Origin of the sequence: Streptomyces sp. NPDC093591 (genome assembly GCF_044764885.1) — a bacterium.
Classification (GTDB): domain Bacteria; phylum Actinomycetota; class Actinomycetes; order Streptomycetales; family Streptomycetaceae; genus Streptomyces.
Map to the genome: position 1 here is coordinate 380402 of NZ_JBIWIY010000008.1, position 21134 is coordinate 401535.

Sequence of the window (21134 nt, forward strand, 5' to 3'; positions counted from 1 at the left end):
CATGGGTACCTTCTTGGGGAGAACCGGGCAGCCCGGCCCGAGAGGCCGGCCGGGGCAGGACCTGGCGCGGCGAACCCAGGCCGGAACGCAACCGGATCACTGGACAGATCCGGCGTGACGACGTGCTCGCCTCGGGGCCCGCCGGGGGTCACCTCAGTCGAAGCGCAGGTCGGAGAGCTGCCGTTCGAGCGCGGTGATGTCGTCCTCGGGCGTCTCCTCGGCCGGACGGGCGGCCACGAGGGCGGCCAGTTCGCCGCCCGCCCGCCGGATGCGCGCGGGCAGGCCCTCGGTGTACTCGTCCCCGCCGGATCCCCAGTCCTCGGACGCCGCGTACACCGCGGTGGGTACGACAGCGGCGCGCAGGTACGCGAAGAGCGGGCGCAGGGCGTGTTCCAGGACCAGGGAGTGGCGGGCCGTTCCTCCCGTCGCCGCGACGAGGACCGGTTTCCCGGTGAGGGCGTCCGGGTCGATCAGGTCGAAGAAGGACTTGAACAGCCCGCTGTAGGAGGCGGTGAACACGGGGGTCACGGCGATCAGGCCGTGGGCGCCCGTCACCGCGTCGATCGCGGCGGCCAGTTGGGGGGACGGGAAGCCGGTCACGAGGTGGTTGGCGACGGCAACGGCCAGTTCGCGCAGCTCGATGACCTCGGTCTCCACGTCGTGGCCCTGAGCGGCGAGTTCGTCACGGGCCGACTCGGCGAGACGGTCGGCGAGCAGGCGTGTGGAGGACGGGGTGCTCAGTCCCGCGGACACGGCGACGAGCTTCATGCGGCGGACACCTCCTGGACGGCCCGCAGGGACTGGTGGGTGGGCGCGTCCGGCACGGTTGCGCGGCGGCCGATCGCGAACTCCTTTCGCAGCACGGGCACGACTTCCTCGCCGAGGATGTCGAGCTGCTCCAGGACGGTCTTCAGCGGCAGGCCCGCGTGGTCCATCAGGAACAGCTGTCGCTGGTAGTCGCCGACGGTCGTACGGAAGGACAGCGTCCGCTCGATGACCTCCTGGGGAGAGCCCACTGTCAGCGGAGTCTGCTCGGTGAACTCCTCCAGCGAGGGCCCGTGCCCATAGACGGGCGCGTTGTCGAAGTAGGGGCGGAACTCCCGAACGGCGTCCTGCGAGTTCTTCCGCATGAACACCTGCCCGCCGAGGCCGACAATGGCCTCCTCGGGCCTGCCGTGCCCGTGGAAGGCGTACCGCCGCCGGTACAGCTGGACCATCTGCCTCGTGTGCTCTGCGGGCCAGAAAATATTGTTGTGGAAGAAGCCGTCGCCGTAGAAGGCCGCCTGCTCGGCGATCTCCGGCGAGCGGATCGAGCCGTGCCACACGAACGGCGGTACGCCGTCCAGCGGCCGAGGCGTGGACGTGAACCCTTGCAGGGGCGTACGGAACTTCCCCTCCCAGTTCACGACGTCCTCGCGCCACAGCCGACGCAGCAGCGCGTAGTTCTCCTTGGCGAGGTTGATGCCCTGCCGGATGTCCTGGCCGAACCACGGATACACCGGGCCGGTGTTGCCGCGCCCCATCATCAGGTCGACCCGCCCGTCGGCCAGGTGCTGGAGCATCGCGTAATCCTCGGCGATCTTCACCGGGTCGTTGGTGGTGATCAGCGTCGTGGCGGTGGAAAGGATCAACTTCTCGGTACGGGCGGCGATGTAGCCCAGCATCGTGGTCGGCGACGACGGCACGAACGGCGGGTTGTGGTGCTCACCGGTCGCGAAGACGTCCAGGCCGACCTCCTCCGCCTTCAGCGCGATGGCGACCATCGCCTTGATGCGTTCTTGCTCCGACGGGGTACGGCCGTTGGTCGGGTCGGGGGTCACGTCCCCCACCGAGAAAATTCCGAACTGCATGGGTGCCTCTTCGTTCCGGCGACTGTGTAGGTACCGGAAATGTAGGCACCGGTCGGACGGTCGTCATGCCTGTCCGTGCAGAGGAGCTTGCCCGTCAGCGCCCTCTCCCGGCCCGTGTGGTGGGCCGCTGCCTGTGCGACCGCAAGTGTGCAGCATCGGGCAAGTGCAGGGGCGCTCGTAGGCAATCGTCGTACCCGGTCAGCCGTCTAGTGTGTCGGTGCCACAGGGCGGCGATCGCATCCTCTTCCCCTGGTCGGCTCGGCCGCAGCGACGGTGGACCCGGCACACGACAGCGGTCCCCACCGAAAGACCCACTCGGGCAGTCCGCGCCTGATGCCTCGCCCCGCGCGGGCCGTGAACACGCGCGACCTTCGCCAAGAACCGCTGCCTCCCTGGAGTTGCCCATGGACTCGTCAACCGTCGTCGAACTGTCCCGATGGCAGTTCGCGATCACCGCGATCTTCCATATGACCTTCCCCGCACTCACCGTCGGCCTCTCCGTGCTCCTCGCCGTCGTGTACACGGTCCACGTGCGCACGGGAAACCCCCTGTACCTGCAGATCTTCCGGTTCTGGAAGAAGATCTTCGCCGTCGGCTTCGGTCTGGGCGTCGTCGCGGGCACAGTGATGACGTTCGAGTTCGGCCTCAACTGGGGCGTGTACGCCCACGCGGTCGGGCCGATCATCGGGGTCACCATCGGCATGGAAGTCATCACCGCCTTCTTCCTGGAGGCGGGCTTCATCGGCCTGATGCTCTACGGGGACGGGCGGATCCGCCCGCGCACCATGGCCCTGGCCAGCTGGATGGTCGCCCTCGGAACACTGCTGTCCACCACCTGGATCCTGTCGGCCAACAGCTGGATGCAGGACCCGGTCGGCTACGAGAAGGTCGCCGGCCAGTTCCACGCCAGGGACTGGATCAGCATCCTGTTCAACCCCGCCTTCGCCCACCGCTTCCCGCACATGCTGCTGGCCGTGCTGATCAGCGCCGCCTGGTTCGTCGGCGGGATCTCCGCCTGGTACCTGGTGAAGAACCGGGTCCACGCCCAGCCCATGGCCCGACGCTGTCTGTCCATCGCGCTCGGCGTGCTGGGAGTCCTGATGCCGGTACAGCTGTACGTCGGAGACGGCACGGCGGTCTTCATGGGCCAGCACCAACTCCCCAAGTTGGAGGCGTTCGAGGGCAACTGGAAGAGCGACAACAACGGCTACAACCTGCTCATCGTCCCCGACACCGACAAGGGCGAGAACCGGATGCAGATCGGCATTCCCTACCTCGGTTCGGTCATCGCCCAGGACCTCAGCGGCAGGACGACGACGCCCGGACTGCTGCAGACCCCGCCCGACGAGCGCCCCAACATGTGGACCACCTTCTACGGTTTCCGCGCGATGTACTTCACCGCGCTGCTCATGTTCGCCACCGCCTTCGCGGGCGTCGTCCTGCGCATGCGGCGCCGCCTGTTCGACTCCCCACGCTTCCTGCGGTGGATGGTGTGGATGACCCCGGCCGGGATCATCGCCATCACCGGCGGCTGGATCGTCGCCGAGACGGGCCGCCAGCCCTGGGTCGTCTACGGCCAGCTGCGCACCGCCGACGCGGTCTCCCACCTCAACACCTTCGAAGTCGCGGCCAGCCTGGCCGGTTTCACCCTGCTCTACATCACCCTGCTGGCCATCTGGGCCCGCTACATCGTCCGCACGGTCAAGGCCGGCCCCGAGGCACTGGCCACCGGGCCCGCCTCGCGCGACGCATCGGAGGCCCAAGTTGCTTGAGTACGTCAGTTACGCCCTGGTTCTCTTCTCGCTCGGCATGTATGTCGTCCTCGACGGTTACGACCTCGGGGTGGGCATGCTCAGCCTGGCGGCCCGGCCGGAGCGCCGACGGGAGTACGGCGAGATCGTCGCCACCGCCTGGGACGCCAACGAGAGCTGGCTCATCCTGGCCGGTGTCGTCCTCTGGGCCGGCCTGCCGGGCGCCTACGCCGTGGTTCTGCCCGGTGTCTACCTGCCGTTGATCGGCATGCTGATCGCTATCATCCTGCGCGGCCTCGGCCTGGAGATGCAGAGTGCGGCCGGCGACTACCGGCGAGGCTGGGCGCTGCTGTTCGGCGGGGCGTCGCTCGCAGCGACCGTGTGCCAAGGTCTCGTCCTCGGCGCCGTGCTCACCGGCCCGAACCAGCGCAACGGGACCTTCCAAGGCGGGGCCTTCGACTGGCTCAGCCTCTACGGCGTGCTGTGCGCGCTCGGGCTGGTCGCCGTCTACCTGCTGGCCGGAGCCGCCTGGCTGCAGGACAAGACCGAGGGCTGGTCACGGTCGGGCGTCCGCCGCACCGGACGGTCGCTGCTGGTGGTCACCGCGGTCATGGCACTCGTACTCGGCCTGCTGCTGCCGAGCGCCGACCCGCAGCAGTCGCAGCTGGGCCAGCCCGTGCGCGCTGTGCTGTTCTGGCTCACGGTCGTCGCCGCTGTCGTGGCCGGTGCGGTCGCCTGGCACGGATTCGGCCGGCGCCCCGACTGGCGGCCGTTCGCCGCCGTGGCCACGATGACGGCCTGTGGGCTGCTGGGCCTGGCGGTGGTCTCCGCACCGGTCGTCGTACCGCCCGGACTGACCGTCCATCAGGCCGCGAGTCCGCACTCCTCGCAGCTCTTCCTGGTCTTGGGCGTCGGGTTGTGCATGCCGTTCGTACTGGCCTACAACCTCTACGCCTGGCGCAGTTTCCGCGGCAAGTACACCGATCCGGTGGAGCGTCCGATCCCGCCGCTGCATGCCCGTGTCTACCCCTTGGCGGTCTCCCCGGCGCCCTCCGGCACCTTCCGGACGGTCGTACGACGGACCCTGCTGGTGGCGCTCGGCATCCTGGCGACCGCCCTGTCCCAGGACGTGTTCGGCGGTGTCGCCGACTGGATCGGCCCGGTCGGCGTCACCGTCCTGGGCTGTACGGCACTGGCCGCCTGGATCGTGGGCGACCGGCGGGACCGGCGCGCCGGGTACTTCCACGCGGAGATCACGGGCGTCGGCACTGCGGGCATCGAGGCGGAGACCAGCTCGTGAGCACCACCGCCGTACTCCTCGACCAACTGGACGGCGACAAGGCCGAAGACCCGGTGCCCACCGCCCGGTTGAGGGAATGGGCGGCCGCAGGCGGGCGGGAGCTGCGCCGCGCGGGCCTGCTGCGCGGCGCGGCCCAGCTGGGCACGGTCATCTGGGCGGGCGGGCTCTCCTGGGGCGCCGAGCGCGGCCTGTCCGCACTCGACGGCGCCCCCTACCCCGCGGCGGCCGTAGTGCTTCCCGCCCTGCTCATAGGGGTCGGCGTGGCCCTGCGCGCCGTACTGCTGGCCGCGGGCGACGCGGCAGCCGCGCGCGGCGCCCGCTCCGTACGCGAGAGCCTGCGCGGCCGGCTCATCGAGACGGCGCTGCCCACACGCGGCCCGGCCCGCACCGACCTGGACGACGCGGCACTTGTCCAGGCCGTCGACGGCGAGGTCGGCGAACTGACCGACTGGCTCACGGACTACCTGCCCGCGCGGACCGCCATGCTGCTCGGCAGCGGCGTCACCCTGGCCGCGATCGCGTCCCGTAGCTGGTTCGTCGCCCTGCTCGTGCTGGCCGCCACCCCGCTGCTGCCGGCCAACCTGAAGGTCATCGGCCTGGGAACGCAGGCTGCCGTGCGGGCCCAACTGGCGTCGATCCGCACCCACCAGGCCCGGCTGCTGGACCATCTGCGCGGCCTGCCCACCCTGGTCGGGCTCGGGGCGCACGACCAGGCGGCCGCTTCGCTGGCCCGGCACGACCGGGAAGTCGCCGGTCGCACCGAGAAGGTGCTGCGGATCGCCTTCCTGTCGACCGCGTGGGTCGAACTGCTCATCACCGGCACCCTCGCCGTGGTGGCGACCTACTGCGGACTGGTCCTGCTCGACTACCTGGACCTGCCCGTCGTACCGGACCACATGAGCCTGTCCGCCGCGCTGTTCGTCCTCGTCCTGGTGCCTGCCTACTTCGCGCCGGCCCGGGACCTTGCCGCCGGCTACCACGCGCGCGCCCGGGCGACCGCCGCCGCCGGTCTGCTGGCCGAGGTCCTGGACGCGTATCGGGAGACCGTGGTGCCGCCGGCCCGCCGTGCCCGACGGGCCGCAGCGCCACCCGGGGTGTGTCTGGAAGCCGTCACGGTCCATCACCCCGGACGGGAGGCACCCGCGCTGGACAAGGTCAGTGTGTACCTCGCACCAGGCCAGTGCCTCGCCGTCACCGGCCCCAGCGGGGCCGGCAAGTCCACCCTGCTCGCCGTCGCGGCCGGGCTGTACGCCCCGCACAGTGGGCGCGCGCTCCACCTGCTGAACCGCCTCCCGGTTCCCGCCGCCCCCGGCCGGGTCGCCTGGGTGGGCCAGCCCGCGCACCTGCTGCCCGGCACCCTGCGCGAGAACCTCCTGTTGGCCCGGCCCACCGCGGACGACCACGACCTGCTGGACGCCGTAGCCTCCCTCGGCTTCGACGACCTCCTCGCCGCGCTGCCGCAGGGACTGGACACCCCGCTCGGCGAACGCGGCACCGGCCTGTCCTCCGGCCAGTCCCAACAGCTGGCCCTCGTCCGGGCGTTGCTGCGGGACGCACCCGTGCTGTGCCTGGACGAACCCACCGCCCATCTCGACCCGGAGGCGGAGCGGCGCGTCCTGTCCGCGCTGCGCACGCTGGCACGCGACCGTACGGTCCTGCTCGCCACCCACAGTCCCGCGCTGCTGCCGCTGGCGGACCACGTCATCACGCTGGACCACGGGAGAGCCCGATGAACCGGATCAGCGCCTGGCGGCTGCTGCGTACGGCGGCTCCGCGCCGCTCCCTCCTGACCGGCATGCTGTTCGCCGTGGCGGCGGAACTCAGCGGCGCCGCACTGCTCGGTGTGTCCGGCTGGTTCCTGACGACCTGCGCCGTGGTCACCCTCCAGGCCAACACCACCTGGTCCTGGATGTACCCCTCGGGCGCCGTCCGGGCCCTGGCCCTGACCCGCACCGGCCTGCGCTACCTCGAACGCCTGGCCAACCACCGGACCCTGCTCAACACCCAGGTGGCCTTGCGAGCTCGGCTGGCCCGAGGCGCTGCCGGCCTCACGCCCCATGAGCTGCGCGGACAACGCGACGGGACACTGCTCACCCGGCTCACCGCCGATGTGGAGACGGTCGCGGGCCTGCCCGCGAACGCCATCGCACCGCTGATGGCAGCGGTCACGACCGCGTGCCTGGTCGATGCCCTGCTGCTGTGGGCCATGCCGGTCCTGGGAATGGCCGAACTCGTCGTCTGGGCGGTCGGCCTCGCCTGCGCCCGGCACGCCCACCACCGCGCGCGGACCCACCTCGCCGACGCCGCCGACGCCAGGGCCGCACTCCGTACCGTGCTCCTCGGCAGCCGGGCGGCCTTCAACGAACTGCGGTGCCTGGACGCCGTGCCGCAGGCTCAGCGGACGGCCACCAGCGCCATGGCCGCCGTCGAGTCCGCCGAGTGGGCCGCTGCGCGAGCCGAGCGGCACGGCCGGCTGGCGCTGCGTCTCCTTGCCGCACTGGGGCAGGCGGCGGTCTTGGTCATCGCCCTGCGCGCCGCCCCGGCCCAGCCGATCACCGTCGTGGTGGGCGAGGTGCTGCTCGTCGCCGCCGGGTGGGAGCTCCTGGAGAGGCTCCCCGGGCTGATGCAGCACCTGGCCCAGGCCAGGGACGCAGCCGGGCGTCTGGCCGCCCTCGCCGCCGAGGCGCACCCCGCGGGCCCGGCGGGCCTGGCGGGCCCACGGCGGGAGGCCGTCCGCTCCGTCGAGACGGACGGCCTCCCGCTCATCGCTTCGCCCGCGGACCTCACGATGACCGTGCGAGGCCCAGGCCTGGTCCTGGTCACCGGCCCGAACGGCAGCGGCAAGTCGACGCTGCTCGGCCAACTGGCCGGGCGCGTACCAGCCCCGGCCGGCACCGTGCTCCTAGACGGCACGCCTGTGCACGAACTGCCGACCTCGGCCGTCGCCGATACGGTCACCCTCGTCGAGGCCGACGACTGGCTGGCCGACGACACGGTCGCGGCCAATCTGCGTCAGGCGGCAGCGTCGGCCGACACCACCGCGCTACGGGACGCACTGGATCTCGTCGGCTTGTCGGCCCTGCCACTCGACACACCGGTGGGCCCTGGCGGCCGCCTGCTGTCCCAAGGGCAGCGCAGGCGCCTCGCCACGGCACGCGCCGTACTGAGGCGTCCACCGATCCTGCTGCTCGACGAGCCGGTGGCCGGCCTGGACCGCCCCACCGCCGAGGCGCTCCTGGCCGTACTGCCCGAGGCCCTGCCCGAGACCGCATTGGTGATCGCCCTGCAGGAGCAGGACCTCGACCTGCTGGACGACACACCGACCACCGTCGTACGACTCGGCCGGACCGCCGAACGGCAGCACGTCGGCAAGCGGACGGTCGAGCACGTGCAGGGGTAGACCACCGTCGGAGTCACAGCCCAGGCGATACGCCGACTGCCCGACCGGATTTCCGGTCGGGCAGTCGGCGTTGGTGGGCCCTGCGTGGTGCGGGACGGCAATCCCGCGGCGGTCACTTCCCCAGGAAGGTGAGCAGCGCCGCGTTGACCTCCTCCGCGTGGGTCCACAGCAGGCCGTGCGGGGCGCCCTCGATCTCCACGTAGTCGGCGGACGGGAGCGCCTTGTGGAACGGCCGCGCGGTCCCCTCGACGGGGAGGATCCGGTCGCCCGTGCCGTGCAGGATCAGGGCCGGCACGTCGATGGCCGGGATGTCGGCCCGGAAGTCGGTGTACCAGGTCGACGGCGCGGCGGCCGCGGCGAAGAAGCCACCGCCCGCGGCGACGTTCCAGCTGTTGCGGACGGCCTCCTCGCTGATCCGGCTGCCGAGGTTCTCGTCGAGGTTGTAGAAGTCCTTGTAGAAGTTGGTGTAGTAGGCGTAGCGGTCCGCCTTGACGGCCGCGACGACACCGTCGAAGAACTCCTTCGGGGCGACCCCGTCCGGGTTGTCGTCGCTCTGGAGCAGGCAGGGCTCCAGCGAGGCCAGGAAAGCGACCTTGGCGACCCGGGCGGAGCCATAGCGGGAGACGTACCGGGCGACCTCACCGGTGCCCATCGAGAACCCGACCAGCACGGCATCCCTCAGGTCGAGGGTCTCCATCACCGTGTTCAGGTCGGCCGCGAAGGTGTCGTAGTCGTACCCGGTCGTCGGCTGGCTTGACTGCCCGAAACCGCGGCGGTCGTAGGTGATCACCCGGTAGCCGGCGTCCAGCAGGTCGGCGCTCTGCCGCTCCCAGGAGTGGCCGTCCAGCGGGAAGCCATGAATGAGGACGACCGGCTGCCCGGTTCCGTGGTCCTCGTAGTACAGGTCGATGGTGGTGGAGTTCTCCTGGCCCACGGTGATGTACGGCATGCGTTTGCTTCCTCGTTTCGGGATGGCTGGTGCCTGGATGGCACTCGGCCACGCTAAGACGGGCGCCGCGCCGCCAGTTGTCGCGCAGTGCACCGCTCCTTGCCCGCAGACGCAGAGGTCACGGGCCCGGTCAGGACAGCGGCGGGACGCTGACAGGCAATGCGCCCTCTCCCTTCTTCCTCACTGTTCCGTTCGTGCCTGCGGCTCTTCTCTTGCCCGGATGTCATGCCGTCGACCGGCCTGCCAGACGTCCGCCCACGAGGCGGCCGCTGCCGGCACGGGCGCCTTGCCACCGCACTGCGCCCGTGCCGACCTGGGGCACTCGCCCGTCCCTTCGGGCGGCCTCCGTTCCCGGCGCGGGCGACCGGTCCACCTCGATCAGCCGGGACTTGCCTCAGCCGATCAATGCTCTCCACGAGGAGTCACACATGTCCCGTTCCGGCAGCCCGACCGTCGTCCTGGGTCACGGTGCGTCCGCCGGCGCCTCCAGCTTCTCCCGTGTCATCCCCGAGCTGATCGCCCGCGCCCCGCGATCTGATCGACGTGTTCGCCGCTTCCCGCCGCTGGACAAATGCCGAGCTCGAGGAGTTCGGCCGCCGCCACGCCCGTGGCCGCTTCGAGCGCGAGGACCTCCAGGCGAACCTCACCGGCGCCGAGTGGACCGACGCGAAGCCTTCACCGCCTACGGCCTCGACGATGCCACCATCACCGCTCTGCGCACGTGGGCCATGGAGTGGGCCGACGACCTCGAGCCGCCTCCTCGAAGAGTCCGACGACCCCGACATCGACTGAACACAGCCAGGCGAGACCCCATCTGTTGGGCCGCGAGCGTGCAAGCAGAACACGTGACGACACAGGTCCGGGCCTCTGAGGAGGGACTGCTGCATGATCGGGTGACAGCAGGGTTTATGCAGCCAGGGCTGCGGGTGGGGCCATGATGGTCTCGTACTCGATGGGGGGGCAAACGGGCCAGGCGCCTCTGGCGCCGCCGGCGGTGGTAGGTGCGTTCGATCCAGGTCACGATCGCGATCCGCAGTTCCTACCGGGTGACCCAGGTGCGGCGGTCAAGGACGTTCTTCTGCAGCAGTGCGAAGACCGGCCTCCAGCAGGAGGCTCGGGGACAGGTCCGTGTCATGACCGCGACCATCGAACCTACGATCATCAAAGAGCGCCTGCCTTCGGCGTCGGCCCGGCTGTCCCTGGCCCCGACCGGCTCGGGTCCAGGTCTCCTGGACGGTGCCTGGTGGCCCCGCTCCCGTGATCTCCTCCGGGAGATCCCCACTCTGACGGACGCGCTGGACGCGTGCTGGGGCCGGATCACCCACGTCACCGTGAACCCGGCCCACTGGCCCGTCATCGCGCGTAGGGTCCCCGTCGCGGGGCACACGGTGCATGTCGGCTGGTTCGCCGACGAGCAGGACCCGAAGAAAGTGATCCTCCTCTCCTACACGGTGGGCCGCCTGGACCTGCTGGTGATCCCTCCGGAGACGGAGCCCGCCGCCGGCCGGCTGATGGCAGCAGCAACCGTTCCGGGAGGTATCCGCACGGCCAGCCGATGGCCGACGAAGCCATGAGCCACGACGCGGCGGAGGCTCGGAGCCGGGAAGAGGATTGGGAGACCGACGGGGAGCCGCTTCGGCGGCCGGAGCCTCGATCGGGATCTTGAGTTCCGCCCTGGGGAGGTGAGGATGTGGAGATAGCCGTCACCATCGCCGTGATCATCTTCGTCATCATCGTGGGAATGTTCCTGATCCACCGGCTCAATGCGCAGCATGACGAGAGGATCGGGGCGTTCCGTTACAGCGACGCCCTTCCGGGAATCGGTCGGCGGAACCGAAAGAGCCCACGTGCGACCGCGCCGAAGGGTTCTCCTGCCGATGCCACCCGCCGTGAGCGTCGAGACGGGAGCCGCTGATGACGCAGACCACTTCCAGCCGGGGGTGGGTATGGGGCGACGGCCGTCGCCCCCACCGACACTCCGCCCCTGATGCACGCCGTCCTGAATGAGCAAGGGGTCACCATGCAGGCACCGGAACTGCCGTCGGCCGGGCACGCGGAGGTTCGTATCGTCGCCGCGGACCCGGAGGCGGCTCGCCATGTCGCGGAGATTCTCCGCCGTTGTTTCGCCGCCACCGAAGCGCGCAGCTACCCCGCAGGCGCCGACGGCGGAACACGCCTCCACCTCACCGTGGACACGACCCGCATGGCGGAGCCGGTGCGCTCCTGGCTGCTGACCAGCCAATCCTCCCCAGACGATCACACACAGCCGGACGAAATCTGAGGAGATGCCCCTCAGCGGGGGAAGGTGGATACCGCCCCAGACCTACGGGTTTTCGTCGGTGCCGGCACGAGAGGCAGGCAACCATGGCGACACTGCACCAGCGGCGGCACTACCGCGAGGCGATCATGAAAAGCCTGTACGAGGCCATCGAAGGCAATCGCCTCCTCGGCCTCACCGGGGCGCAGTTGCGCGAGGACGTCGCCATGCCCGAGGAGGACCTGGCCGCCGCCTGCACATACCTGGCGGCCGAGGGACTGATCCAGGTCGACTGGGCGCGAGGGAATACCCCCTCGATGGTCACACTGACGCACAAGGGGATCCAGCTCATGGAGTCCGAGGAGAAGGACGGTGGCTGACATGACCGAGGCCGCCCTCAGGGCTCCTGCCGGTCACATGACGGCCATGTCCTCCCATATGACTGAAATGGCGTCCCGGGCCTACCCTGGTGAGTGGGTCGGCGCACTCTCACGTGCAATGACCCGGAAGGGCGGCCCCGGTGTGTATACGCCGGGGCCGTTGCGTCACCGGCGTCGTCGGGGCACTCGGCAGGGACACGCTCCACCTGCTGATCATCGGGGTGATGGTGCTCATCGCCGATCTTGTCCTCCTCAGATCGCGGACGGGCGCAGCCGCAGGTCCCGCGTCCGGTAGGGCGGTCCGACCGGCTGGCCGACCTGCCCTTCTGCGTGGGTCACCACCGCTGCTTGCTGGCGCAATGCCCGACACCGCTCACATGCCATTTGCCTGAGCGAGGTCGGGCACTCGCCGTTAGCGTGAAAAGGGAGGGGCACGACAGGCCGCCTGTTGCGTCGGAAAGTGGTGACCGAAGATGACGGATACCGGACTGCCGAACCAGCCCGAGACTCCTCGCGCGGGGTCATTGGGCGAGCGCGGCGGGAAGAGTGCGGGGGTGCCGCACGGAAGCGATCCGGGGTCGCGCGGCCATACGACTATCGCCGACGGTGTGGTGGCGAAGATCGCCGGGATGGCGGCCCACGATGTGCCGGGCGTCCATTCGATGGGCGGTGGGTTCGCCCGTGGCGTGGGGGCGATGCGTGAACGTATGCCCGGTGCCGGTGGGAAGTCCGTCACCAGCGGGGTGAAGGTCGAGGTCGGCGAGGTACAGACCGCGGTCGACCTGGAGATCGTCGTCGAGTACGGCGTCTCCATCATCGAGGTCGCGGGCGACGTCAGAGAGAACGTGATCGCTGCCATCGAGCGGATGACCGGTCTGGAAGTGGTCGAGGTCAATATCGCGGTCGGCGATGTGCATGTGTTCGACGAGGAGGAGGAACAACCAGAGCGGCGGCTCGAGTAATCGCTTGCCGGAGCGGGGGCGAGCAAGGAGCGCGCGATGGGTATGGCCGCGGTTGGCCTGTTCACCAGGATGGCTCTGGGCTCTGCCGGACACTTCGCCGGCTTCGGCGCGTCCTTGCTGGTGGCAGCACGGGATGCCATCGGGTTCGTCGCCGGACGGTTCGCCGACGGTGACGGGGAACTCGGCGACCTCTTCCACGGCCGTGAGCACGGCAACCGTAGGCGGTGAGACCAGCCGCTCCTCGGAGAACGACCGCCGACGGAAGTGAGCCGACGTCCAGGAGCGGTCCGTTCGGCCTCTTCGGGGAGTAGCGTGAACTCATCGGGAGCACTTCGCACACCGGCTCCGATGCCGGTTTCGTTCCCGGTGAGCAACGACACCGGACGGCTGCCCTCGCGCAGAGGTGCAGAGGTCCGGAGACGGGTTCGCGCGATGTCCGCGACCACCTCTCATCCCCCGCTACGGGCCGTTCCCTTCAGGGCCCCGACCGCGCGCCTCGCGCTGAAACCCGTGAGTCCTTCGCCAGGGCACGCCGAACTGGACGGCGCCTGGTGGCCCCGTTCACGTGACCTGGCACACGAACTCTCCGCTCTGGCGGACGTACTGGATCCGCTGTGGGGACGGATCACCCATATCGCCGTCAACCCACGTCACTGGCCGATCCGCCCTCGCAAGATCCTCGTCAACGGCCATGCGGTGAGGGCCGGTTGGTTCCCGTCAGGGCAGGATCCGCACAAGATCCTGCTGCTGTCCTATACGGCGGGCCGCTGGGCCCTCCTGGTGATACCCCCGGAGACCAGCGCCCCCTCCGCCGCCCGGCTGATGGCCGCCGCGAGCGCGAACACCGGCCCGCCGACGACCGCGACCGCCCTCCTGACGGCGGAACAGGCCGGCGAAACCTCCTCGTCGTACGAGGCCGCCACCGGCCCGCCCGGCCGACTGGTGGCGGGGATGTGACCGTCGTCGCCGACCCCGGCCGTCGGTGCCCTGATCATTCGCCGGGCAGTCCGTGGCAGGCCGGATCAGACGTGACCACTTGCCGCGGCCGCCATGAGCGGTTCCGCGGCCTCCTCGGTCGTATCCGGAGGCACGACCAGCAGGTCCCAGCGCCCCCGGCCGGGGGCGAGCAGGACGATGGTGTGCGGGGCGGATGCCGCCACGGTCCTGCGCAGTCGTACGACCTGGTTGAAGACGAGCATCCGGCCGGGCACCGCGGACCACGCCGCCCCGTTGACGGTGACGCTGGTGATGTGGCCCCACGCGCGCGGCAACCCGGCGAGCAGCCGGGGGAGTTCGGCGAGCAGGTCGTGCGAACGGGGCCACCACGCTCCGTCGATGGGCCGGGGCATGCCCCCGTGGGAAGCCAGGCGCAGGCGGAGAAGGGATTGGGAGGGAGGAGGGGGTTGCAGCGCGGTGGTCATGAAAGCTCCTGTCGACTGCCGTGCGGCGGAGGAGGTGAGTGACCGGTGTCAGGCTCGGCGGGCTGCCACGCGGTCCGGAGTGGGCCAGCGCACGTCGGACACCCAGCCAAGGCGTTCGAGGAGGCGGATCACGGCGGCGGAAAGGTCGAGTTGGCCGCGGTCGACGCCGTGGCGGGCGCTGGTGGGGTCGGCGTGGTGGAGGTTGTGCCAGCTCTCGCCGAACGACAGCAGGGCGAGGGGCCACAGGTTGGTGGCCCGGTCGTGGCGCCGGGTGCGGAACGGGCGCTCACCGATCATGTGACAGAGGGAGTTCACGCTCCAGGTGACGTGGTGGAGCAGCGCGATGCGTACGAGTCCCGCCCACAACAGGGCGGTTACGCCGTGCACCCACGTACCGCCGATGGCCCAGCCCAGCGCGAACGGCAGGGCGAGCGTGAGGACGCACAGCGCCGGGAAGGCGCGGGCGACGGTACGGATGTCGCGGTCGGCCAGCAGGTCGGGTGCGTACCGGTCGGCGGGCGTGCGGTCGTTGCGGAAGAGCCAGCCGACGTGTGCGTGCAGCAGTCCGCGCAACTGACCGCGCAGGTGCGTGCCGTAGCGGTACGGGGAGTGCGGATCACCCGGCCGGTCGGTGAAGGCGTGATGGCGGCGGTGGGTGGCGACCCAGCCGATGACGTCACCCTGGAAACTCATCGAACCGGCGACCGCGAGCGCGATCCGCACGGGACGGACGGCCCGGTAGCCGCCGTGGGTGAGGCCACGGTGGAAGCCGACCGTGACGCCGAGACCCGTGATCGTGTACAGGACGAGGGCGAGCACGATGTCGGCGGGATGGATGAGGCTCCCCCACAGCAGCCAGCCGGCGAGACCGATCGCCACGAACGGCAGGACGACGATCATCGCCGTCACCGTGACGTACAGACGCTCACCGCCGTCGCGCGCGGGCGCCGGGCCGTCCGGCAGGAAGGGGGACGTCCCGTCGTAACCCTGGGGCGGCGGGGCGCGGTGCGAGGGTGTGACCGTCGTGGACGTGGTCGGACTGAGTGGCATACGTGACTCCTCGGCCTGGATGCGGATGGCGCGGCCGGGGTCAAGGGCTGCCCATGAGATGGGAGTCGCGAGGACGGGGCCGGTTCGGACACCGGCATACGAAGAGCCCTCGCTTCCTCCACAGTACTCCCGCACGCTCCGAGACGAGGCGGGCCGGATCGCGTGGCCGCCGCGTTGACACGGACCATTGCCGGACGTTGACTGGCAGCATGGTGCAAGGCCATGCCACTCCGGAAGACACGGCGAAGCATTCCGCCTTTCCGCCTCGCCCAGCCCCCGCGAGAACCATCCACCGGTCAACAGCGAGGTCGGCCATGACCGTTTCACGGACCATCAGGAACCAGGCGCAGACGATGAAGGGCAGGATCACCGAAGAGCTCGGCCGGGTCACCCACAACAGGCGACTGCAACGCCGGGGCAGGGCCGACCGGGTCTCCGGAAACCTGAAACAGGCCGCCGAGAAGGCCAAGGACGCCTTCAGGCGGAACGGAAGCGGTCCCCGCTGACGTACGACCAGACGCGCGCCCAGCAGCCCGCGGGCCGAACTCCGGAGCCGGCCGGGCGCCGCGGCCCGGGCCGGAGCCGCTGCTCCACGTCTGACGAACAGGACAAGATCGTCCAGCACCTCCGGCACGCCCTCAACACCTTCGCCGACACCCCGCTCAAGGCGCTGGAAGAGGCCGAGAGCGCCTACGACGAAGCCACCGCCCAGCTCGTGAACGCCCTCGCGGAACGGCGGCGTGTCCTGCGAGCCGGCTGGCAGGACCGGGATCCCGGGACGCAGTCCGAGGAACTCCGGCACGCGCTGAGGCAGTACCGGGAGGTCACCCAGCGGCTGCTCCACATCTAGGCGGCCACTGCTCCCCGCTGCGGCGTTGCGCGGAGTAGTGTGGACAGTACCGAGGGCATTCCGCACACCGGCTTCCACGCCGGGTCGTTCTCGGCGAAAGATGAAACCCGGGCCGCCGCAGAGGCGGCCCGGAGACGGGTCCGCATCATGTCGGCGACCTTGCTTCCACCCCTGCCGCCCCCCGAGCCCGTCGCAGCCCCGTCCGCGCGTCTCGCGCTGAAGACCGACGGCACTTCCCGTGGACTCCTGGACGGCGCCTGGTGGCCCCGATCCCGGAATCTACTGAGCGAACTTCCGGCGCTCACCGACGTGTTGGACCCCTTGTGGGGCCGCATCACCCGCATCGCCGTAAACCCGAGGCACTGGCCGGTCATCCCCCGCAAGGTTCCCGTGGAAGGCCACATCGTCAAGGTCGGCTGGTTCACCCCGCAGATCGACCCCCACAAGCTGCTGCTGCTCTCCTTCGGCACCGGCCGCTGGGATCTCCTGGTCATCCCGCCCGAGACCGGGGCGGAGTCGGCAGCCCGGCTGATGGCTGCCGCGTCCGACTGCGACGGCCCGCCACTGACCGCGAGCGCGCTCATCGCCGCGGACCATGCCCGGCACGGCGTCTCCGCGACCGACCAGCCACTGGACCCGGACGAGGCATGGGAGTACGAGGGCGGCGCCTCCGCGGTGTCCGCAGCCGTTCCCCGACAGACCGGTCCACCCGACCGGGCCAGCCGACTGATCATCGGTATGTGAGGTGGCCGCCATGAACACCTTCCTGACAGTCGCCGCCTTCCTGGTCCTCATCGCAGCGGCGGCGTACGTGATCCACCGGCTCAACCTCCAGCACGCCGACAGAATCGCCGTGCACCGGTACAGCTCCCCCTGCCCGGCCGCCGCGGCCGGGGCACGCCGCAGCCCCCGGTGGGACCTGTCCGGTCCGAGCCGCCTGTCGCCGGCGAACGGCGGGACCACCGCGACGGGGGTCGCGGCCGCTTCCCACCGCGCCGCAGCCGCAGCCGTACCACTCATCACAGGTGACCAGCCAGCTCCCGTCAGCGGTCTCGCGCACGGACCATCGACTCCACTCGCACCCACGCCTGTGCATTCGGGCCATGGACCCCGTGAGGAGCGGCCGGGCCCCATGAACCGAGGCATCTGTACCGAGGCGTCATGACTCTTCCGCAGCTGAACATCTACCGGCACGACCGTGGCAGGCGGGCACTGCTCACCCTGGCCGGTGAGATCGACCCGGCCACCGCACCCCAGGTGCGCGCCGCTCTGGAGCGGTGCCTGAGTGACGGCGTCACCACCATCGACGTGGATCTGACTACCGTCGGCCGCTGCGACAGCAGCGGTCTGCGCGTCTTCATCGACGCGTCGCGGCACGCCGCCGGGACCCACGCGTCCCTGCGGCTGCACTACCCATCCCCCCAGACCGCACGGCTCCTCGCGGACACCGGCTCCGATCTTCTGCTCCTGTGACGGCTCCGGGAGAGATGTGGTGCACAGCGGCACGGAGAGCCATCTTCTCTGATCATGTGTGACATGCCGTTCTCTGGCGTAATGGGCTGTTCGGAGTGACCGGCCGCGTCACTCTGTGCGGGTGGATCGCGGTCGTGTCAGGAGCCCGTGTGTCGGTGCGGGCGCTGGACTCGCGGCACGAGGTGAGCATGGACACGGCGGCCGAAGCTTCGACGACGCCGATGGGGTGCGGATGTGGCGGAAGGTGAGCGCCGACCCGACGAGGGCATGCTCGACCGGTCGGAAGGGTTCGGTGAGCGCCTGCTGGGGGTGCTGCTGGACCGGGCACACGAGATGCCGCCGCAGCTGATCGCCCCGCTGATCGCGGAAGAGGTGGCCAGGGTCGGTGGCCGCGACGTCTCGATCCTGCTGCAGGACTACGGCCAGCTGGTGTTGGTGCCGCTGTCAGGTCGGCGGCTGTTGGTCGGCGAGCCCGAGCCGATCGATGACTCTCCCGCCGGCACGGCCTTTCTGCACGCGACCACTGTCGAGGTGCCGCAGTCCGACGGCGTCCGGATGTACCTGCCGTTGCTGGACGGCAGCGACCAGGTGGGAGTGATGGTCCTCACCCTGGACACCGTCGATGACGACGACCGGCGGCTGCTGCGCAGGCTCGCCGGCCTGGTCGCCGACATGCTGGTCACCAAGCACAGCTACACCGATCAGTTCTTCCGCGCCCGGCGCCGTGAACCGATGACCGTGGCCGCGGAGATCCAGTGGTCCCTGTTGCCGCCGCTGGCCATGTCCGTCCCGCAGGTCGAGGTCGCCGGAATCCTGGAGCCCGCCTACGACGTCGCGGGCGACAGCTTCGACTACGCCCTCAACGAGGACATCCTGCACGTGGCCATGCTCGATGCGATGGGCCACGGGCTCGACGCCGCCACGATGGCGACCGTCGCCGTCGGGGCCTACCGGCACGCCAGACGTGCCGACATCGCCCTGTCCGAGATCTACGCGTTCATGGACCGGGCCATCGCCGAGCAGTTCGGGCCCGACCACTTCGTCACCGCCCAGATGATGCGTCTGAACATCGCGACGGGCCACCTGCAGTGGGTCAACGCGGGCCACCCCGCACCGCTGCTGATCCGTAACCACCGGGTCGTCCGGCAACTGGCAGGTCCGACCACCCTGCCCGTCGGCTTCGGCGGTGAAGAGCCCCGGATCAGCGGGCAGATGCTCCAACGCGGCGACCGCGTGCTGTGCTTCACCGACGGCCTGATCGAGGAGCACGAAGCCGGCGAAGAACAATTCGGCGAAGAACAACTCATCCACTGGGTCAACCGCATCGAACACACAGCGAAGGGAGTACGAGCGGTGGTGCGCTCGCTCTCCCACGCCCTGAAGCAGCAACGGGGCGGCCGCACCACCGACGACGCGACCCTCTTCCTGATCGAATGGCGAGGGGGCGCCGCCGACCACCTCGTGCTCCTGGAGTGAGCCGACAACGGCGCCACCGAAGGCCGACGTCGCAGGACGGCAGCGTCCATATCCTGGGATCGGGCGGCTTCGGACCGTCCGTCACACGACGCGAGGACTACGCTGTTGTACAGACGTCCCAGACCCCGGCGGCACGCTGTTGCTGAACACAGATGGCTGCGGGGTGCGGACTCTTCGTCTGTCACCCGGCGCATCCCTGGAGGGAACTGGGTGGGTCCTCTGTCCTGCTGCGCAGGTTGTCGGACCGGCCGTTGCTCTGCCTCCGCCGAAAATACGCCCCTGCCGGAGCGCGTCCAGGGGGCCGGAACTCCGGCCGCCGATGCCCGCCGGCGGATGGTCTTCCGAACCGAGGCGTCATGTCCCTCTCACAGCTCACCGCCCGCCGCACCGCCGTGACCTCCTGCGACTGCAGCGGGCGGATCCTCGACCTCGCCGGCTGCGGGTTCCTGCTCCTCGGCCTTCAGTTCGGCCACCTGCCACCTCGCCCCGGCGACACCCCGGCCGCACCCCTTCCGGCCCCGCCGCACCGGTCTGTCCCACTTGCACCTGTTCTCCCGGGAGATGTGCGATGAAGGCCGAACCAGGGCGGGGACAGACGCGGAAGTCGGGGGATGGCGAGCCCTCAGCCGTGGCTCCGGTGCGGTTGCGTCGGCTGAGCCGTTGGCTGGTGGAGGACCTGCGTGAGGATCTGGCGGGGCTGTATGTGGAGTCCCGCGCAACGCCGCCGGTTGATCCGTACCGCCGTCCCAGCCGCCAGAACTTCCTGAACCGCCTCATCACGGACATGCGCCGACCGGAATTCGCCATGGTGATCGCCGAGACGGACAGCCTGATGGGATGCGCCTTCGGATTCCCGGTTCGCGGCGACGGCTCCTGGTGGCTCGGCTTCGACGGAGCATTGCCGCGCAGCATCGAGCAACTCACCGTGTCCGGCAACGTCTTCGCGTTCGCCGACATTCTGATCCGGCCGCACCCACAGGACCGGGAACTCGCCCGTCGTGTGCAGGAGCGGCTGCTGAGCGACCATCAGGCAACGCTCGGCGCCATCCTGGTGGACCGGGCCGATCGTCCAACCCTCGCTGCGCTCCGCTCCTGGGGTTGGCTGGACATCGGAGAGCTTCGCAGGCCGACGGACGCCACCACGTTCCGCGCGCTGGTGTTTCCCCTCGGGGAACGCACCACGGCGAGGCTGGAGGGCCTTGTCGCGATGCCGGGAGACGGTGGCCCGAGTGGGGCCTGACAGGCGGTCGGCCCGCATTCGGATGCTGGTGGCCGAGCAGGCGGTCCGACGAGGTGCCCGGGTGAGTGTGGTGGACGTATGCACCGCGGCCGTGGCCGCGCTGCCGGTCAGCGGGGCCGGGCTGTCGGCGATGTCCCGGACCGCGGCGAGCCATCCGTTGTGCAGCACCGACGACATCAGCGAGCAACTGGAAGAGCTCCAGCTCACGCTGGGCGAAGGGCCCTGCATGGACGCCTTTGTACGCGGCTCGGCCGTCCTGGCACCCGATCTGCTGACCACCGAACTCCAGGATCGTTGGGCCGTGTTCGCGGATGCGGCCCTGGAAGCCGGAGCCCGCGCGGTGTTCTCGCTCCCCCTGCAGAAGGGGGCGATCAGCCCGGGAGTTCTGGACCTGTACGCCGGCATTCCGACCGTACTGGACACGGAGGAACTGGCCGACGCGCTGGCGTTCGCCGATCTCGCGACACTGCTCCTGCTCGATACCAGGATCGACGATGCGGGCGCGCCGGCCGTTGGGACGATGCCGGACCGCAGCTTCGAGGACCTGGGCGCGTACCGGGCGGAGATCGATCAGGCCAGCGGGATGCTCACGGTTCAGCTCGGAGTCGGCATCGGAGAAGCCTTCGTCCGGCTCCGCGCCTACGCCTATGCGCAGGGACGCCGGCTCGCCGACGTGGCCGCCGACGTGGTGGCCCGACGGCTCCGTTTCTCCCCGGACGCGGAGCCGGATCAGGCCGAGGAGGAACCCTGACGCATCGGTCCCGGCCAAGGAATG

At 70.2% G+C, this 21134-nt stretch carries 23 protein-coding genes and 2 pseudogenes; 19 read left to right on the top strand and 6 right to left on the bottom strand.

Annotated features, from left to right (window positions below):
* Positions 1 to 153 precede the first annotated feature (153 nt).
* Positions 154 to 768, bottom strand: coding sequence for an FMN reductase (locus tag ACIREI_RS19690; RefSeq protein WP_403334282.1), 615 nt, complete (start codon positions 766 to 768; stop codon positions 154 to 156).
* Positions 765 to 1850: an LLM class flavin-dependent oxidoreductase gene (locus ACIREI_RS19695; protein ID WP_221748767.1), complete on the bottom strand. Its 1086-nt coding sequence runs from the start codon at positions 1848 to 1850 to the stop codon at positions 765 to 767. The genes ACIREI_RS19690 and ACIREI_RS19695 overlap by 4 nt, the downstream gene beginning before the upstream one ends.
* 404 nt (positions 1851 to 2254) lie before the next feature.
* Here ACIREI_RS19695 and ACIREI_RS19700 point away from each other — a divergent pair, with 404 nt between their 5' ends.
* From ACIREI_RS19700 to ACIREI_RS19715, 4 genes are read left to right on the top strand one after another with little or no spacing between them, the layout of a single operon-like run.
* Positions 2255 to 3622, top strand: coding sequence for a cytochrome ubiquinol oxidase subunit I (locus tag ACIREI_RS19700; protein ID WP_403334284.1), 1368 nt, complete (start codon positions 2255 to 2257; stop codon positions 3620 to 3622).
* Positions 3615 to 4901 carry a cytochrome d ubiquinol oxidase subunit II gene (locus ACIREI_RS19705; protein WP_403334286.1) on the top strand — a complete coding sequence of 429 codons (1287 nt, stop codon included), beginning with the start codon at positions 3615 to 3617 and terminating at the stop codon, positions 4899 to 4901. Before ACIREI_RS19700 ends, ACIREI_RS19705 begins: the two co-directional genes overlap by 8 nt.
* Complete coding sequence (locus ACIREI_RS19710) at positions 4898 to 6634, top strand: ABC transporter ATP-binding protein/permease (RefSeq protein ID WP_403334288.1); 1737 nt, start codon at positions 4898 to 4900, stop codon at positions 6632 to 6634. The genes ACIREI_RS19705 and ACIREI_RS19710 overlap by 4 nt, the downstream gene beginning before the upstream one ends.
* Positions 6631 to 8301, top strand: coding sequence for an ATP-binding cassette domain-containing protein (locus ACIREI_RS19715; RefSeq protein ID WP_403334290.1), 1671 nt, complete (start codon positions 6631 to 6633; stop codon positions 8299 to 8301). The genes ACIREI_RS19710 and ACIREI_RS19715 overlap by 4 nt, the downstream gene beginning before the upstream one ends.
* 112 nt (positions 8302 to 8413) lie before the next feature.
* Here ACIREI_RS19715 and ACIREI_RS19720 read toward each other — a convergent pair whose 3' ends face one another.
* The gene (locus tag ACIREI_RS19720) at positions 8414 to 9250 is read right to left on the bottom strand and encodes an alpha/beta fold hydrolase (protein ID WP_403334292.1); all 837 of its coding nucleotides are present in this window, start codon (positions 9248 to 9250) and stop codon (positions 8414 to 8416) included.
* A gap of 522 nt (positions 9251 to 9772) precedes the next feature.
* Here ACIREI_RS19720 and ACIREI_RS19725 point away from each other — a divergent pair.
* A pseudogene (locus ACIREI_RS19725) lies at positions 9773 to 10042 on the top strand (hypothetical protein); the annotation flags it as partial.
* A 114-nt stretch (positions 10043 to 10156) separates the two neighbouring features.
* Here ACIREI_RS19725 and ACIREI_RS19730 read toward each other — a convergent pair.
* A pseudogene (locus ACIREI_RS19730) lies at positions 10157 to 10373 on the bottom strand (IS3 family transposase); the annotation flags it as partial.
* A gap of 10 nt (positions 10374 to 10383) precedes the next feature.
* Here ACIREI_RS19730 and ACIREI_RS19735 point away from each other — a divergent pair.
* The 7 genes from ACIREI_RS19735 to ACIREI_RS19765 all read left to right on the top strand — a co-directional run bounded on the left by ACIREI_RS19735 (position 10384) and on the right by ACIREI_RS19765 (position 13806).
* A complete protein-coding gene (locus ACIREI_RS19735) occupies positions 10384 to 10824 on the top strand; it encodes a DUF5994 family protein (protein WP_403334294.1) in 441 nt (146 codons plus the stop codon).
* 116 nt (positions 10825 to 10940) lie between these two features.
* Positions 10941 to 11165 carry a hypothetical protein gene (locus tag ACIREI_RS19740; RefSeq protein WP_403334296.1) on the top strand — a complete coding sequence of 75 codons (225 nt, stop codon included), beginning with the start codon at positions 10941 to 10943 and terminating at the stop codon, positions 11163 to 11165.
* Positions 11166 to 11270: 105 nt separating this feature from the next.
* Positions 11271 to 11531 (top strand): hypothetical protein, encoded by a 261-nt coding sequence (locus tag ACIREI_RS19745; RefSeq protein WP_403334373.1) that lies wholly within the window; start codon positions 11271 to 11273, stop codon positions 11529 to 11531.
* A gap of 83 nt (positions 11532 to 11614) precedes the next feature.
* Positions 11615 to 11887 (top strand): hypothetical protein, encoded by a 273-nt coding sequence (locus tag ACIREI_RS19750; RefSeq protein WP_403334298.1) that lies wholly within the window; start codon positions 11615 to 11617, stop codon positions 11885 to 11887.
* Between the two features lie 473 nt (positions 11888 to 12360).
* Positions 12361 to 12849 (top strand): Asp23/Gls24 family envelope stress response protein, encoded by a 489-nt coding sequence (locus ACIREI_RS19755; protein WP_403334300.1) that lies wholly within the window; start codon positions 12361 to 12363, stop codon positions 12847 to 12849.
* Positions 12850 to 12885: 36 nt separating this feature from the next.
* A complete protein-coding gene (locus tag ACIREI_RS19760) occupies positions 12886 to 13077 on the top strand; it encodes a hypothetical protein (RefSeq protein WP_403334302.1) in 192 nt (63 codons plus the stop codon).
* Between the two features lie 282 nt (positions 13078 to 13359).
* On the top strand, positions 13360 to 13806 hold the full coding sequence (locus ACIREI_RS19765) for a DUF5994 family protein (protein ID WP_403334304.1): 447 nt from the start codon (positions 13360 to 13362) through the stop codon (positions 13804 to 13806).
* A 65-nt stretch (positions 13807 to 13871) separates the two neighbouring features.
* Here ACIREI_RS19765 and ACIREI_RS19770 read toward each other — a convergent pair whose 3' ends face one another.
* Positions 13872 to 14270: a DUF5994 family protein gene (locus ACIREI_RS19770; RefSeq protein WP_403334306.1), complete on the bottom strand. Its 399-nt coding sequence runs from the start codon at positions 14268 to 14270 to the stop codon at positions 13872 to 13874.
* A gap of 48 nt (positions 14271 to 14318) precedes the next feature.
* Positions 14319 to 15320, bottom strand: a complete 1002-nt coding sequence (locus ACIREI_RS19775) for an acyl-CoA desaturase (protein ID WP_403334308.1) — start codon at positions 15318 to 15320, stop codon at positions 14319 to 14321.
* A 314-nt stretch (positions 15321 to 15634) separates the two neighbouring features.
* On the opposite strand from ACIREI_RS19775, the gene ACIREI_RS19780 reads away from it, so the two are divergent.
* From ACIREI_RS19780 to ACIREI_RS19810, 7 genes are all read left to right on the top strand, one after another.
* On the top strand, positions 15635 to 15826 hold the full coding sequence (locus ACIREI_RS19780; RefSeq protein WP_217207320.1) for a CsbD family protein: 192 nt from the start codon (positions 15635 to 15637) through the stop codon (positions 15824 to 15826).
* Positions 15823 to 16170: a hypothetical protein gene (locus ACIREI_RS19785; protein ID WP_403334375.1), complete on the top strand. Its 348-nt coding sequence runs from the start codon at positions 15823 to 15825 to the stop codon at positions 16168 to 16170. Before ACIREI_RS19780 ends, ACIREI_RS19785 begins: the two co-directional genes overlap by 4 nt.
* 39 nt (positions 16171 to 16209) lie before the next feature.
* Positions 16210 to 16914: a DUF5994 family protein gene (locus tag ACIREI_RS19790; RefSeq protein ID WP_403334310.1), complete on the top strand. Its 705-nt coding sequence runs from the start codon at positions 16210 to 16212 to the stop codon at positions 16912 to 16914.
* Positions 16915 to 17331: 417 nt separating this feature from the next.
* On the top strand, positions 17332 to 17643 hold the full coding sequence (locus ACIREI_RS19795; protein ID WP_403334312.1) for an STAS domain-containing protein: 312 nt from the start codon (positions 17332 to 17334) through the stop codon (positions 17641 to 17643).
* Positions 17644 to 17877: 234 nt separating this feature from the next.
* Positions 17878 to 19119, top strand: a complete 1242-nt coding sequence (locus ACIREI_RS19800; RefSeq protein ID WP_403334314.1) for a PP2C family protein-serine/threonine phosphatase — start codon at positions 17878 to 17880, stop codon at positions 19117 to 19119.
* Between the two features lie 568 nt (positions 19120 to 19687).
* Positions 19688 to 20359, top strand: coding sequence for a hypothetical protein (locus ACIREI_RS19805; protein WP_403334316.1), 672 nt, complete (start codon positions 19688 to 19690; stop codon positions 20357 to 20359).
* Between the two features lie 91 nt (positions 20360 to 20450).
* Positions 20451 to 21110: an ANTAR domain-containing protein gene (locus ACIREI_RS19810; RefSeq protein ID WP_403334318.1), complete on the top strand. Its 660-nt coding sequence runs from the start codon at positions 20451 to 20453 to the stop codon at positions 21108 to 21110.
* Positions 21111 to 21134 lie beyond the last annotated feature (24 nt).